Below are 15,033 nucleotides of genomic sequence, written 5' to 3'. Positions count from 1 at the left end.
TCCTGAGGATCCTCAGACCTGCCGCCTTGATGCAGCTCGAATGATTTTGTGTACACGCCACGCAGATTGTTAAACAATTTACGCGACGTTAAGCGGCAGTATTCTACTCGCAGCGCCCTTTTATCGCAAGACAGAGAGCGCTATGCAGGATACTCAACCACCAGGCGACGAGGGGCGACACGACCTTCATCGTCCATCTCCCCCATGCCGATAAACTTGCCGTCATCGCCTTCCGTGACGCGCACCAGCCCTTCCAGCGGCGCACCTGACGTCCGTACCGGGTTACCATTTTTAAAGTAAACCGACGATGTTAAAGGCAAATTAACAACAGGGTAGTCCGATGCAGGACTGTCCATTGGCATCAGCAAAGGATCAAGCAGCTGTGCCGCCGGAATGTTCTGCTGTTCGGCCTGTTCAACCAGCTCATGCAGATGTTCCAGCGTAACCATACGATCCACCGGATACTTGCTGACCGTCAGACGACGCAGATACGTTACGTGCGCGCCGCATCCGAGCTTCTCACCGAGATCGTCAACGATGGTGCGAATATAAGTGCCTTTGGAGCAGTGAACTTCCAGCTCCAGCTCGTTACCTTCGTGGCGAATAAACAGCAGCTCATAGACGGTAATCGGGCGCGCTTCACGCGGCACTTCAATGCCCTGACGCGCATATTCGTACAGCTTTTTACCCTGGTACTTCAGCGCCGAATACATTGACGGAATCTGCTCGATATCGCCGCGGAAAGTCTCCAGCGCGCTGGCAAGCTGCTCTGCGCTGAAGGTTACCGGACGCTCCTGCACGATTTGCCCATCGGCATCGGAGGTGTCGGTACGCTGGCCCAGACGGGCAACCACACGATAGCGTTTGTCAGAATCCAGCAAATACTGGGAAAACTTAGTCGCTTCACCGAGGCAGATAGGCAGCATGCCTGTCGCCAGCGGATCCAGCGCGCCGGTATGTCCCGCGCGGTTGGCATTGTAGATGCGCTTTACTTTTTGCAGTACGTCATTGCTGGACATGCCCTGCGGCTTATCCAGCAGTAGAACACCGTGAATGTCGCGACCACGACGACGAGGACGACTCATCAGTCCTCCTTGCTGTCGTCCGCTGGGTTCACACGACGCTCATCGTCATGTTTCACCACGCTGGTCACCAGGTTGGACATGCGCATCCCTTCAACTAACGAATTGTCGTAGAAGAAGGTCAGCTCAGGCACGATACGCAGACGCATTGCTTTACCCAGCAGAGAGCGGATAAAACCAGAGGCTTCCTGCAGTGCCTTAATGCCGTTTTTCACGGCAGCTTCGTCCTGATCGTTGAGGAAAGTCACGAACACTTTAGCGTATGCCAGGTCTCGGGACATCTCAACACCCGATACGGTGGTCATCATACCAACACGCGGGTCTTTGATTTCGCGTTGCAGGATGAGTGCGATTTCTTTCTGCATCTCCTGCGCGACACGCTGTGGGCGACCAAATTCTTTCGCCATAATAAATTCTCCAGAATAAAGACAAAAAAGGGGCCATAAGCCCCTTTTTAAATTTCTTGCCGGGTGGCGCTTCGCTTCCCCAGCCTACACTTAATCATCTTCTAAGGATTTTGGGTTGCAGCAAGGCGGCAAACTCGTAAATCCCCGGGAGCATAGATAACTATGTGACCGGGGTGATCGAGCGCAGCCAACGCAGTTGCGGCCCAAAAGACGACGAAGATTATGCGATGGTACGTTTGATCTCGATAATCTCGAACACTTCGATCATATCGCCAACGCGAACGTCGTTGTAGTTCTTAACGCCGATACCACATTCCATGCCGTTACGGACTTCGTTGACGTCATCCTTGAAGCGGCGCAGGGATTCCAGCTCGCCTTCATAGATAACCACGTTGTCGCGCAGTACGCGGATTGGGTTGTGACGTTTAATCGTGCCTTCGGTAACCATACAGCCTGCGATAGCGCCGAATTTCGGTGATTTGAACACATCACGAACTTCAGCCAGACCAATGATCTGCTGTTTCAGTTCCGGAGACAGCATGCCGCTCATCGCTGCTTTCACTTCGTCGATCAGATGATAGATGACGGAGTAGTAACGCAGATCCAGGCTTTCTGATTCGATAACTTTACGTGCAGAGGCATCAGCACGGACGTTGAAGCCAACCAGAATCGCGTTGGATGCCGCAGCCAGGGTCGCGTCGGTTTCGGTGATACCACCTACGCCAGAACCGATAATCTTCACTTTTACTTCGTCGGTAGACAGTTTCAGTAAAGAGTCGGAAATCGCTTCTACAGAACCCTGAACATCGGCCTTCAGAACGATGTTCACTTCGTGAACTTCGCCTTCGGTCATGTTGGCGAACATGTTCTCCAGTTTAGATTTCTGCTGACGAGCCAGTTTAACTTCACGGAATTTGCCCTGACGGTACAGTGCAACTTCACGGGCTTTCTTCTCGTCACGAACAACGGTAACTTCGTCACCCGCAGCCGGAACACCGGACAGACCCAGGATTTCCACCGGAATGGATGGACCCGCTTCCAGTACTTCCTGACCCAGTTCGTTACGCATCGCACGAACACGGCCGTATTCGAAACCACACAGTACGATGTCGCCTTTGTTCAGCGTACCTTCACGTACCAGCACGGTAGCAACCGGACCACGACCTTTATCCAGGAAGGATTCGATAACCGCACCGCTCGCCATACCTTTACGCACAGCTTTCAGTTCCAGTACTTCGGCCTGCAGCAGGATAGCATCCAGCAGTTCGTCGATACCGGTACCCGCTTTCGCAGAAACGTGGACGAACTGGCTCTCGCCGCCCCAATCTTCCGGCATGATGCCGTACTGGGACAGTTCGTTTTTAACGCGATCTGGATCCGCTTCTGGTTTATCGATTTTGTTGACTGCAACCACTACCGGCACACCTGCCGCTTTCGCGTGCTGGATAGCTTCGATAGTCTGCGGCATCACGCCGTCATCTGCTGCAACAACCAGAACAACGATATCCGTTGCCTGAGCACCACGAGCACGCATGGAGGTAAACGCGGCGTGACCCGGGGTATCCAGGAAGGTGATCATACCGTTGTCAGTTTCAACATGGTACGCACCGATGTGCTGAGTAATGCCGCCCGCTTCGCCAGAGGCAACTTTCGTGGAGCGAATGTAGTCCAGCAGAGACGTTTTACCGTGGTCAACGTGACCCATGATGGTCACTACCGGTGCGCGCGGTTCTGCCGCAGCGCCGGTGTCACGGTCGCTCATTACTGCTTCTTCCAGCTCGTTTTCACGACGCAGGATAACTTTGTGACCCATCTCTTCGGCAACCAGCTGTGCGGTTTCCTGGTCGATGACCTGGTTAATGGTCGCCATTGCGCCCAGCTTCATCATCGCTTTGATGACCTGAGAACCTTTGACTGCCATCTTGTTCGCCAGATCGCCAACGGTGATGGTTTCGCCGATCACAACGTCACGGTTAACGGCCTGAGCCGGCTTCTGGAAGCCCTGCTGCAGAGCGGAACCTTTACGCTGCTTACCGCCTTTACCGCCGCGAACCGCTGCACGCGCTTCTTCACGGTCAGCTTTAGATTCAGCGTGTTTGTTACCTTTCTTCGCCGGACGCGCTGCTTTCGTGCTGCGAGTACGACCACGACCGCCTTCTACTTCACGATCGTTCTCGTCTTCTGCCTGGCGAGCATGCTGAGAGGTGGTGACGTGATAATCGCTGGTATCTTCAACAGGTTCAGCGTTATTCACACCATTCTTCTCGTTTTCTTCCGCCATACGGCGAGCTTCTTCCGCTACGCGGCGCGCTTCTTCTTCAAGCTTGCGACGTGCTTCTTCTTCCGCTTTACGCTTCAGTTCTGCGGCTTCATTTTCACGGCGGGCTTTTTCGGCCTGGGCGGTTTTAGTCATATCGTCGGTCTGTTGATTGCTCACTTTGTCTTTTTCCGCAGCTTCACGTTTCGCTTTATCAGCGGCTTCACGCTTAGCTTGTTCTGCGGCCTCACGTTCGGCTTTTTGTTGCGCCTCGCGTTTGGCAGCTTCTTCTGCCTCACGACGGGCTTGCTCTTCCGCTTCACGCTGCGCCTGCTCTTCCGCGGCAAGGCGTTCAGCCTCTTGCGGATCGCGTTTCACAAAGGTGCGTGTCTTGCGGACTTCGATTTGTACCGATTTGCTTTTTCCACCGGTACCTGGAATATTGAGAGTACTGCGCGTTTTACGCTGCAATGTCAACTTATCGGGCGCTGAGCCGTTTTCACGGTTCAGATGCGCCAGTAAGGTTTGTTTCTCTTGTGCGGACACAGAGTCGTCAGCAGACTTCGGGATACCTGCATCAGCAAATTGCTGTACCAGGCGATCCACGGAGGTCTGTATCTCTGCAGCCAGCGTTTTTACGGTTACATCTGTCATACTGTTCCTTCCTGCTACAGTTTATTACGCTTCGTCGCCGAACCAGCAAATATTACGGGCAGCCATAATCAGCTCACCGGCTTTTTCGTCGGTCAACCCTTCGATATCAGCCAGATCATCAATGCCCTGTTCAGCGAGATCTTCCAGCGTACAAACACCACGGGCAGCCAGTTTGAAGGCCATCTCACGATCCAATCCTTCCAGATTCAGCAGATCGTCAGCCGGTTTGTTATCACCGAGACTTTCTTCCTGGGCCAGTGCCAGAGTGGTCAGTGCGTTTTTAGCACGCTCGCGCAGCGCTTCAACGGTCTGTTCATCCAGGCCGTCAATTTCCAGCAGCTCTTTCATTGGCACGTAGGCCAGTTCTTCCAGCGTCGCAAAACCTTCTTCCACCAGAACTGTCGCGAAATCTTCATCGATATCGAGATATTTGGTGAAGGTATCAATGGCTGCATGTGCTTCAGCCTGATGCTTCGCCTGCAGGTCATCAACGGTCATCACGTTGAGTTCCCAACCGCTCAGTTGTGAAGCCAGGCGGACGTTCTGACCATTACGTCCAATCGCCTGAGCCAGATTACCGGCTTCAACCGCGATATCCATGGTGTGTTTGTCTTCATCCACCACGATAGAAGCGACGTCTGCTGGCGCCATTGCGTTAATCACGAACTGCGCCGGATTATCATCCCACAGGACAATATCGATACGCTCACCGCCCAGTTCGGTAGAAACCGCCTGAACGCGCGCACCGCGCATACCCACACAGGCACCGACCGGATCAATACGCTTGTCGTTGGTCTTAACGGCGATTTTCGCACGTGAACCCGGATCGCGAGCAGCCGCTTTAATTTCGATCACTTCTTCGCCAATTTCCGGCACTTCAATGCGGAACAGCTCTATCAGCATTTCCGGTTTGGAACGGGTTACGAACAGCTGCGCACCGCGCGCTTCCGGGCGTACAGAGTAAAGAACGCCACGAATACGGTCACCTGGGCGGAAGTTTTCACGCGGCAGCATGTCTTCACGCAGGATCACGGCTTCAGCATTGCTGCCCAGATCCAGAGAAATGTTGTCGCGGTTAACTTTCTTCACCACACCGGTGACGATTTCGCCTTCGTGTTCGCGGAACTGATCGACAACCATTGCGCGTTCGGCTTCACGTACTTTCTGTACGATAACCTGTTTCGCGGTCTGGGTGGTGATACGGTCAAAGGTGACAGATTCAATCTGATCTTCAACATATTCGCCCACGTTCAGACTTTCGTCTTCGAAGCGTGCCGCTTCCAGCGTAATTTCTTTGGTCGGCTGAGTAACTTCTTCTACGATTACCCAACGACGAAAGGTATCGAAATCACCGCTTTTACGATCGATTTCTACGCGAACGTCGATCTCTTGCTCATATTTTTTCTTTGTTGCTGTAGCCAGCGCACTTTCCAGCGCTTCAAAAATTTTCTCGCGTGGCAGCGCTTTTTCGTTGGATACGGCTTCAACAACAGCCAAAATTTCTTTGTTCATCGCGGGCTTTTCACCTCAATCCAGACTGTTAAAAGTGGGGAACCAGGTTCGCCTTCTGGATATTACTCAGCGCGAACACTTCATCTTTACCTTCGACTGTGACCGTGATCATCTCACCATCCACCGCTTTGATAACGCCCTGCCATTTACGACGGTTTTGTACCGCCATACGAAGAACCAGCGTCACTTCTTCACCCAGGAAACGCACGTAGTGTTCAGCTGTGAACAGAGGACGGTCGAGACCCGGAGAGGAGACTTCCAGGTTGTAGGCAACGGTGATTGGGTCTTCGACATCCATCACGGCGCTTACCTGATGGCTCACATCAGCACAATCATCAACATTGATGCCATCTTCACTATCAATATAGATGCGCAGTGTGGATGTGCGACCACGAATAAATTCGATGCCGACCAACTCGTAGCCCAGGGCTTCAACTGGCGCTGTAATCATCTCTGTTAATTTTTGCTCTAATGTGGACAAGCCCACCCCCAAGACATAAAAAAAGGGCCTAAAGCCCAGTTATTCTGTAGTCAGATAACAAAAAACCCCGATAAATCGGGGCTTTATATAACTGAACCCTATAACCGCACCTGCGGTTCGGAAAACCTTCCGAAAGAATTTTTTTCAAATCCAGCTACGAAGGCCTAAGTCTTCACAGTATATTTGAAAAAGAACTCTAAGGGAAAGTGGTTGCGGGGGCCGGATTTGAACCGACGACCTTCGGGTTATGAGCCCGACGAGCTACCAGGCTGCTCCACCCCGCGCCTGAAACGTGGCAAATTTTACTCGTTTTGGGTAAAAAATGCAAATACTGCTGGGATTTGGTACCGAGGACGGGACGTAAAATCTGCGCACAGTATATTGATTCACTATGCGGTATGTCAACCTTGTTACGACTATGCAAATCAATGAATGCTGTCCAGCGAATATTCGACCAGATAAATGTGTCACCCGCGCCGTTATTTAACGAAATTATCACTAAACTCTTCCTGTCATCCAGAAAAGATGATTAAATGAAAACTCACTTATTTTGCATAAAAATGCAATTAGTATAATAAACCGACCTCTTCACCAGTCTATCAAGCAGGGTTTTATTTTATGACGACGATTCTCAAGCATCTCCCGGTAGGTCAACGTATTGGTATCGCTTTTTCCGGCGGCCTGGACACCAGTGCAGCACTGCTGTGGATGCGACAAAAAGGGGCTGTCCCATATGCATATACTGCGAATTTGGGCCAGCCGGATGAGGATGACTATGACGCCATTCCTCGCCGTGCAATGGAATATGGTGCTGAGAATGCTCGCCTGGTAGATTGCCGTAAGCAGCTGGTTGCCGAAGGGATTGCTGCGATTCAGTGCGGTGCATTCCACAACACCACCGGCGGACTGACCTATTTCAATACCACTCCGCTGGGCCGTGCTGTCACCGGCACCATGCTGGTTGCGGCCATGAAAGAAGATGGCGTTAATATCTGGGGTGACGGTAGCACCTATAAAGGTAACGATATTGAACGTTTCTATCGTTACGGTCTGCTGACCAACGCCGAACTGCAGATTTACAAACCATGGCTGGATACCGATTTTATCGATGAACTCGGCGGTCGCCATGAGATGTCCGAATTTATGATTGCCTGTGGTTTCGACTACAAGATGTCCGTTGAGAAAGCGTACTCCACGGACTCCAATATGCTCGGGGCGACCCACGAAGCAAAAGACCTCGAGTTTCTGAACTCCAGCGTCAAAATCGTCAACCCGATCATGGGCGTGAAATTCTGGGATGAGAGCGTGAAGATCCCGGCAGAAGAAGTCACCGTGCGTTTTGAGCAGGGTCATCCGGTTGCGCTGAACGGTAAAACCTTCAGCGACGACGTTGAGATGATGCTGGAAGCCAACCGCATCGGCGGCCGTCACGGTCTGGGTATGAGCGATCAGATTGAAAACCGTATCATTGAAGCGAAAAGCCGGGGCATCTACGAAGCTCCGGGGATGGCATTGCTGCACATCGCCTATGAGCGTTTGCTGACCGGGATTCACAACGAAGACACCATCGAGCAGTATCACGCGCACGGTCGCCAGCTTGGTCGTCTGTTGTATCAGGGCCGCTGGTTTGACTCTCAGGCGCTGATGCTGCGTGACGGTCTGCAGCGTTGGGTTGCCAGCCAGATTACGGGTGAAGTGACGCTGGAACTGCGTCGCGGTAATGATTACTCCATCCTCAACACCGTGTCTGACAATCTGACTTACAAACCAGAACGTCTGACGATGGAAAAAGGCGACTCAGTATTCTCTCCGGATGATCGTATCGGTCAGTTGACCATGCGTAATCTGGATATCACTGATACCCGCGAGAAGCTGTTCGGTTATGCGCAGTCTGGCCTGCTGACCGCCTCTTCCACAACCGGCCTGCCGCAGGTTGAGAATCTGGAAAACAAGGCAAAGTAAATATTCATCATCTTCAGGCCGCGAAAGCGGCCTTTTTTATGCGCAGAAAATAGGGATGTTCTGTTACCCTGGGGGCCTGATAAGCCTGGCATCATCAGGTATTGTAATAGTCGGACGGCGTCCTAAATGTCTTATCCGACCTACAGAACTACCACAAATGACAGACGAAAAAAAAGACGCTTTGCAGCGTCTTTTTTTTGGAATTTGGTACCGAGGATGGGACTCGAACCCACAAGCCCGTTAGGGCACTACCACCTCAAGGTAGCGTGTCTACCAATTCCACCACCTCGGTACAGAATACTTAGCGTGGGATATCGCTGGTCGGCTGAGCCGGAGCAGCTGGCTGAGTTTGCTCGGTTTTCGCCGGTGCACTCAGATTTTCCCACTCACTTCCTTTATTGGTCTTATTGCTGTTCATGTTACCCAGCACCAGACTGATGATGAAGAACAAGGTTCCCAATACAGCTGTCATGCGGGTCATGAAGTTACCAGAACCACTTGAACCAAACAGAGTACCAGAAGCGCCTGCGCCAAAAGAGGCTCCCATATCAGCGCCTTTGCCTTGCTGCAGCATGATCAAGCCTACCAGGCCAATTGCCACAATAAGGAAAACTACTAAAAGAGCTTCGTGCATAATCAACCTGTTCCTTGCGGATTTGCCGCGTACAATGCTTCGACCATTAAAGCGGGAATGTTTACTGTTTCCCACTGAAGCGGGTGTGAATACTAACCAAAGCGAATAACCTTCGCAAGGGCAATTTGTTGGCATTGTATCAACTGCGGAAAAAATCGCCATATCAATCAAAAACGCAGCAACTTCTCCCAGCATCTCTGCATGACGGCGCGTTGATCGTCAAGATTCGCCCATACCACAACGGGAATTTCACAAATCAGGTCAGCGTTTTCTGGCCAGCAGTGAATAATTTGCTGGTTCACCAACTCTTCCGCCACCATCGATTCGGGTAACCATGCCATTCCCATATGCCGCAGCACCATTTCTCGTATCGTTTCGCTTAAACCACTCTCAAACACTTTTTTCAGACGTGGGCGGACGCGTTGTTCAGCTGGCTCAATAATGCGTCTGACAAAGGTGTAATCGCTATAGCATAGCCATGGGAGCGGCACATGCGGAGCGTTAAGCGCATTAGCCAACTGCGCAGAAATAACCGGTATAAATCGCTCATACCGCCATAGTGAACGTTTTAACCCTCCGGCAATCTCCAGCCCCGGCTGCGAAGACGGTAAATCGTAGGTCACCAGCAGATCGATTTGCCTATCTATCAAGGCGTTAAAATGGTTGTCTATCCCCTGAATACTGGCATTAACCGTAAAATTTAACTGCGGTTCGCTCTGTCGCAGATAGTTGATCATATCCGGCAGGATATTCACCGACAGCGTATGCAGGCTAACCATCACCAGCGTATTGTCCGTTGCTGGCGTCATCGCCGATAGCTCGTGGCGCGCCTCTGTTAGTGTACTGAGGACGTGCCGGGCATAGGGTTCAAAGCGTTCACCGTAGCGTGTCAGCGTAACGGGGGTCGTGGTCCGGTCAAACAACGGCACCCCTAACACCTCTTCCAGCGCCTTTATACGCCGACTGAGTGCAGGTTGAGTAATATGCCGCTGCGCCGCGGCCTGAGAGTAGTTTCCATGCTGACTCAATGCCAGAAAATCTTCCAGCCACTTACAATCCACGTTGAACTCTCCACCATGCCATAACCGCATCCTCCAATACCAAATCGGTAATAGTCATAGTTATAGTAATGGCTTTATGGTGGGCATCATAACAACAATATTCCTTTTCACCTGCCGACTCTCACCCACGACGTTTGACAGGACCGATATGTTTACTTTATTGACCAATGCCCGTGTTTTTTCTCCCGAGGATTTAGGCCTCTGCTCCCTGCTCATTCATGCCGACCGAATTGTGGCGGTAGAAAAAGATATTTCCCTGTTTGATGGCGTCGACGAGGTCATCGATTGTCATGGCAAATGGGTTATCCCAGGCATAATCGATCAACATGTCCATCTTACCGGTGGCGGTGGCGAGGCTGGATTTGCCAGCCGAACGCCAGCCGTCAAGCTACGCGATCTGATTCAGGCAGGTATTACCACGGTTGTCGGCGTGTTAGGTACCGATGCCATTTCTCGTTCGCCCAAAGACCTCTACGCCAAAATGCAGTCTCTCAACCTTGAAGGATTACGCGCATTTATGCATACGGGAGCCTACGCGGTACCCAGCCCAACCATTACGCGATCCATCCGCGATGACATGACCTTCATTCCGGCGATTCTTGGCGTCAAAATCGCCCTCGCCGATCACCGTGGTTCTTACCCCTCTTTCCAGGAGTTGCTGAGAATAGTAAGCGATATCCGCGTGGCTTCCCTGCTGGCAGGCAAAAAAGGGTTACTGCATGTACATCTGGGAAATCTGCCGGAAGGGATGTCGCAGCTTAATGAGCTGTGTGATGCAGGCATTCCGATTCACCACATTTCACCGACCCATGTTGCGAGAACAGCGCCCTTGTTCGAACAGGCGATTGCGTTCGCTCATCGTGGCGGCCATATCGACGTTACGTCTGGCGGTAGTCGCTTTATGCCTCAGGAGCAGGCAATCCTCCACGCTCTGGAAGCCCAGGTTCCAGCCGATCGCATCACGATCAGCTCTGATGGTAATGGCAGCGTTCCGCGCTTTAACGCCCAGGGTATTGTGGAAGGCTTAAGCGCGGCACCGGTCGCAGGTAACCTTAATCTTCTTCCTCGTCTGATTGATGTGGGGATCCCAGTGCCACAAGCGATCGCGATGTTGACGGCAAACGTTGCGCGCTCGCTGGGTATTTCCGGCGGCGTGCTCTGCGCCGGGGAACGTGCCGATATCTGTGTACTCAATGATGACCTCTCGCTGGCCCATCTGTTCGCTGCGGGTAAGCCGTTGCTGCGGGATGGCGAGTGTCTGGTTACTGGCAACTTCGAGTAAGGGGGCAAGAATGTCATTATTACTGGCGCTAATTGCCATCATTTTTGCTGGACGTCTGATCCTCAAAAAATATCACCCCCAGTCAGTGTTGCTGTTGACCGGGATTGTGCTGCTGCTTATCGCGCATTTTAGCGGGATGACCACGCTCAGTGACCTGGTGAAAAAAAACACCGGATTCGGCCCCTTTGATGCCTTCGAGTTTATTCGCGATACCCTGAGCGTGCGCCTCGGCGGCCTTGGGCTGCAAATTATGCTGATTGGTGGTTTCGCTACATATATGTCGGCCATTGGCGCAAGCCAGGTGCTGGTTCGGGTGACATCTCGCCCTTTGCAACGCCTGAACTCACCGTATCTGCTGTTGGGGCTGGCGCTGTTGCTGGGTCAATTCCTGTCGCTGTTTATCAGCAGCGCCACCGGGCTGGGTCTGCTGTTGATGGCGACGCTCTACCCGCTGCTGACCCGTCTTGGCTGTAGCCGCGCTGCCGTTGCCGCCGTTATCGCCAGTACCTGTGCGGTTGAATTTGGTCCAGGTTCCGGCAACTCGGTTCTCGCCGCCAAAACTGCAGGCATCGAGGTGGTGAACTATTTCGTGCAGGATCAGTTGCCGATCGTCGTCCCCGTTATTCTGTTCATCGCCCTGCTACATATTGTTGTGCAACGCTTTTTCGACCATCGGGAAAGCGGTGACGGTGTGGCTCAGCAGATGCAGACATTAACGTCGACCGATGAAACTGAAGCACCGATCGCCTGGCTTTTTCTGCCCATGTTGCCGCTGGTGTTGATGCTGGTGTGCAGTGATTTAGTATTCAGTTCGCTCAAAATTACGCTGGATACCGCCGTACTGATAAGCCTCGCCATTACCCTGGTTTGTGAGTATTGCCGTCATCGTAAGGCGCGCGAGGTGATGGCAGGCGTACAAAAAGTCTTTGACAGCATGGGCAGCGTTTTTGCCACCGTCGTCACGCTGATTATCGCCGGTGAAGTCTTTTCAGCCGGACTGAAAGCCATTGGCGCCGTCGATGCGCTGCTGTCGCTTTCCGGTGAATTTGGCCTCAGCGCCGCCTCTATTATCCTGCTGATGACCCTTATCACCTTTGCAATTTCAGCGCTAATGGGCTCAGGAAATGCGGCGTTTTTCTCCTTCGCCCCGATGGTACCGGACATCAGCCGTCATATCGGTAGCGACATCGCAGTCATGATGTTGCCTATCCAGATATCGGCGGGTATTGGTCGTACGTTATCCCCCATTTCCGGCGTCATCATTGCTATCGCGGGAATTGCAGGCGTCTCACCTGTGGACATTGTTAAGCGCACCGCGATTCCGATGCTGGGCGGTTGGTTACTGATGATTGTGCTGACCTTTGCCCGGTCAGGGCATTTGCTGGCGGTTCTGCCGTGGCTGGCAGTCCTTGTAATATTAATGATCGGTGGTTACTTCTGGCAGCGCCGACATAAACAGTCGCTTCCCGTACAGTAATAAAAAACCGGAGTCCCAGACTCCGGTTTTCACTGTCTTTAGTGATTACACCGCTTTGACGGCATCGGCAATACGGTGAGCGAATTCAGTCACCTGCGCTTCATCTTCACCTTCAACCATCACGCGAATTAACGGTTCAGTACCTGACTTACGCAGCAGAACACGTCCGCGATTGCCCAGTGCAGCTTCAACTTCAGCCATCACCGCTTTCACGTTTTCATGTTCCAGCGGATCGCCGCTACCTGCGGTGTAACGTACGTTAACCAGCAGTTGCGGGAACATTTTCATGCCGCTGCACAGGTCGTGCAAACTCATATGGTTACGCACCATCGCCGCCAGTACCTGCAGACCTGCAACGATACCGTCACCGGTGGTGGTTTTGTCCAGCAGGATCACATGGCCTGAGTTTTCAGCACCGATACGCCAGCCTTTTTCCTGCATTTTTTCCAGTACGTAGCGGTCGCCGACTTTCGCACGGGCAAACGGAATACCCAACTGTTTCAGCGCCAGCTCGAGGCCCATATTGCTCATCAGCGTGCCTACCGCGCCACCGCGCAGTTGCCCCTGACGCAGGGCTTCACGGGCAATGATGTACATGATCTGATCGCCATCGACCTTATTGCCTTCGTGGTCAACCATAATGACGCGGTCGCCGTCACCATCCAGCGCAATACCCAGATCAGCTTTTTCCGCCATCACGCGCGCCTGCAGGCCACGGACGTCGGTAGCGCCGACTTCTTCATTGATATTCACACCGTTTGGCTCACAGCCAATAGCAATCACGTTTGCGCCCAGCTCACGCAGTACATTTGGCGCAATGTGGTACGTCGCACCATTAGCGCAATCCACCACAATTTTAAGCTCACTCAGACTCAATTCATTCGGGAAGGTGCCTTTGCAAAACTCGATATAACGACCGGCAGCATCAACGATACGGGTAGCTTTACCCAGGTCAGCCGAGTCCACGCAGGTGATCGCTTTTTCCATTTCGGCTTCGATAGCTTCTTCAACCGCATCCGGCAGTTTGGTCCCATCGATGGAGAAGAATTTAATCCCGTTGTCATAGTACGGGTTGTGCGAAGCGGAGATAACAATCCCAGCTTCAGCACGGAAGGCGCGCGTCAGATACGCAATGGCGGGTGTTGGCATTGGGCCCGTGAAAGAAGCCGACAGTCCGGCGGCAGCCAGACCCGCTTCCAGTGCGGACTCCAGCATATAGCCAGAAATACGCGTATCTTTGCCGATAATAATTTTACGTGAACCATGACGTGCCAGCACTTTTCCTGCAGCCCAACCCAGTTTGAGCACAAAGTCAGGGGTAATTGGGGCGTCGCCTACGCGACCACGGATCCCATCGGTGCCAAAATATTTACGATTACTCATAGCGTTTATTTTCCTTTGCAGACAATGTGGCTTCCACCACACGCATCGCTTCTACGGTTTCTTTGACGTCATGGACACGAACGATATGCGCCCCCTGCATTGCCGCAATGACCGCGCACGCAAGGCTCCCGCTCAAGCGTTCGGATGGCCCCACATTCAACAACTGGCCAACCATTGATTTTCGTGACATTCCAACCAGCAATGGCAGATTAAAATGATGAAACTCAGCCAAACGTGCCAGTAATGTGTAGTTATGAGAGAGATTTTTACCAAATCCGAACCCAGGGTCGAGCAACAATTTATCTTTTGTGATTCCAGCCCGCTCGCAGCGTGCTATTTGTTCAACAAAGTAACGGTTTACATCAGCAAAAACATCCTCGTACTTTGGTGCTTCCTGCATGGTTTTCGGCTGACCCTGCATATGCATCAGACAAACCGGTAATCCCGTTTCTGCTGCGGCTTCCAGCGCCCCAGGTTCCGAGAGTGAGCGAATGTCATTGATGATATGTGCGCCGACTCTGGCGCACTCGCGAATCACTTCTGCTTTTGAAGTATCGACCGAAATCCACACTTCAAAACGTTGAGCAATCGCCTCCACCACCGGGATCACTCGCTGCAACTCTTCTTCCACGCTCACATCTGCCGCGCCTGGACGCGTGGATTCACCACCCACATCAATGATAGTCGCCCCAGCGTTAATCATCAGGTTTGCGTGTTTTACCGCCTCAACCAGAGAGTTGTGCGCACCACCATCGGAGAAGGAATCTGGCGTGACGTTCAAAATCCCCATGACGTGTGGATGGCTGAGATCCAGTGAAGACCCCTGAGCAAAGAGTTTCAT

The 15,033-nt window shown here is 52.4% G+C and carries 12 protein-coding genes and 2 tRNA genes; 3 read left to right on the top strand and 11 right to left on the bottom strand.

Annotated features, from left to right (window positions below; translation table 11 throughout):
* Nucleotides 1–140 precede the first annotated feature (140 nt).
* The 6 genes from truB to HV345_RS02695 all read right to left on the bottom strand — a co-directional run bounded on the left by truB (nucleotide 141) and on the right by HV345_RS02695 (nucleotide 6,677).
* On the bottom strand, nucleotides 141–1,085 hold the full coding sequence (truB, locus tag HV345_RS02720) for a tRNA pseudouridine(55) synthase TruB (RefSeq protein WP_047358518.1): 945 nt from the start codon (nucleotides 1,083–1,085) through the stop codon (nucleotides 141–143).
* On the bottom strand, nucleotides 1,085–1,489 hold the full coding sequence (gene rbfA / locus HV345_RS02715) for a 30S ribosome-binding factor RbfA (protein WP_003024988.1): 405 nt from the start codon (nucleotides 1,487–1,489) through the stop codon (nucleotides 1,085–1,087). The genes truB and rbfA overlap by 1 nt, the downstream gene beginning before the upstream one ends.
* A gap of 220 nt (nucleotides 1,490–1,709) precedes the next feature.
* Nucleotides 1,710–4,400 carry a translation initiation factor IF-2 gene (gene infB / locus HV345_RS02710; protein WP_016154667.1) on the bottom strand — a complete coding sequence of 897 codons (2,691 nt, stop codon included), beginning with the start codon at nucleotides 4,398–4,400 and terminating at the stop codon, nucleotides 1,710–1,712.
* Between the two features lie 24 nt (nucleotides 4,401–4,424).
* The gene (gene nusA / locus HV345_RS02705) at nucleotides 4,425–5,912 is read right to left on the bottom strand and encodes a transcription termination factor NusA (RefSeq protein WP_003024992.1); all 1,488 of its coding nucleotides are present in this window, start codon (nucleotides 5,910–5,912) and stop codon (nucleotides 4,425–4,427) included.
* A 28-nt stretch (nucleotides 5,913–5,940) separates the two neighbouring features.
* A complete protein-coding gene (rimP, locus tag HV345_RS02700; protein ID WP_003024996.1) occupies nucleotides 5,941–6,393 on the bottom strand; it encodes a ribosome maturation factor RimP in 453 nt (150 codons plus the stop codon).
* A gap of 207 nt (nucleotides 6,394–6,600) precedes the next feature.
* Nucleotides 6,601–6,677 (bottom strand) — tRNA-Met (locus tag HV345_RS02695).
* 334 nt (nucleotides 6,678–7,011) lie between these two features.
* On the opposite strand from HV345_RS02695, the gene argG reads away from it, so the two are divergent.
* Nucleotides 7,012–8,355: an argininosuccinate synthase gene (gene argG, locus HV345_RS02690; protein ID WP_003024998.1), complete on the top strand. Its 1,344-nt coding sequence runs from the start codon at nucleotides 7,012–7,014 to the stop codon at nucleotides 8,353–8,355.
* Between the two features lie 205 nt (nucleotides 8,356–8,560).
* On the opposite strand, the gene HV345_RS02685 is transcribed toward argG, so the two are convergent.
* From HV345_RS02685 to HV345_RS02675, 3 genes are all read right to left on the bottom strand, one after another.
* Nucleotides 8,561–8,647, bottom strand: a tRNA-Leu gene (locus HV345_RS02685).
* 9 nt (nucleotides 8,648–8,656) lie between these two features.
* Nucleotides 8,657–8,989 carry a preprotein translocase subunit SecG gene (gene secG, locus HV345_RS02680; RefSeq protein WP_003025000.1) on the bottom strand — a complete coding sequence of 111 codons (333 nt, stop codon included), beginning with the start codon at nucleotides 8,987–8,989 and terminating at the stop codon, nucleotides 8,657–8,659.
* Between the two features lie 167 nt (nucleotides 8,990–9,156).
* Nucleotides 9,157–10,050 (bottom strand): LysR family transcriptional regulator, encoded by an 894-nt coding sequence (locus HV345_RS02675; protein WP_181636218.1) that lies wholly within the window; start codon nucleotides 10,048–10,050, stop codon nucleotides 9,157–9,159.
* Between the two features lie 148 nt (nucleotides 10,051–10,198).
* On the opposite strand from HV345_RS02675, the gene iadA reads away from it, so the two are divergent.
* Together iadA and dcuC are read left to right on the top strand one after the other, a co-directional pair.
* The gene (gene iadA, locus HV345_RS02670) at nucleotides 10,199–11,332 is read left to right on the top strand and encodes a beta-aspartyl-peptidase (protein WP_181636217.1); all 1,134 of its coding nucleotides are present in this window, start codon (nucleotides 10,199–10,201) and stop codon (nucleotides 11,330–11,332) included.
* Between the two features lie 10 nt (nucleotides 11,333–11,342).
* Entirely contained in the window at nucleotides 11,343–12,809 is a 1,467-nt protein-coding gene (gene dcuC, locus HV345_RS02665) for a C4-dicarboxylate transporter DcuC (protein ID WP_181636216.1), read from the top strand.
* A gap of 45 nt (nucleotides 12,810–12,854) precedes the next feature.
* On the opposite strand, the gene glmM is transcribed toward dcuC, so the two are convergent.
* A complete protein-coding gene (glmM, locus tag HV345_RS02660) occupies nucleotides 12,855–14,192 on the bottom strand; it encodes a phosphoglucosamine mutase (protein ID WP_181636215.1) in 1,338 nt (445 codons plus the stop codon).
* Entirely contained in the window at nucleotides 14,185–15,033 is an 849-nt protein-coding gene (folP, locus tag HV345_RS02655) for a dihydropteroate synthase (protein ID WP_181636214.1), read from the bottom strand. The genes glmM and folP overlap by 8 nt, the downstream gene beginning before the upstream one ends.

The sequence above is a fragment of the Citrobacter sp. RHBSTW-00986 genome, assembly GCF_013783065.1.
GTDB classification, from domain to species: Bacteria; Pseudomonadota; Gammaproteobacteria; order Enterobacterales; family Enterobacteriaceae; genus Citrobacter; species Citrobacter braakii.
Note: the sequence above shows the minus strand (reverse complement) of the source record. Positions and strands in the feature narration are given on the sequence as shown.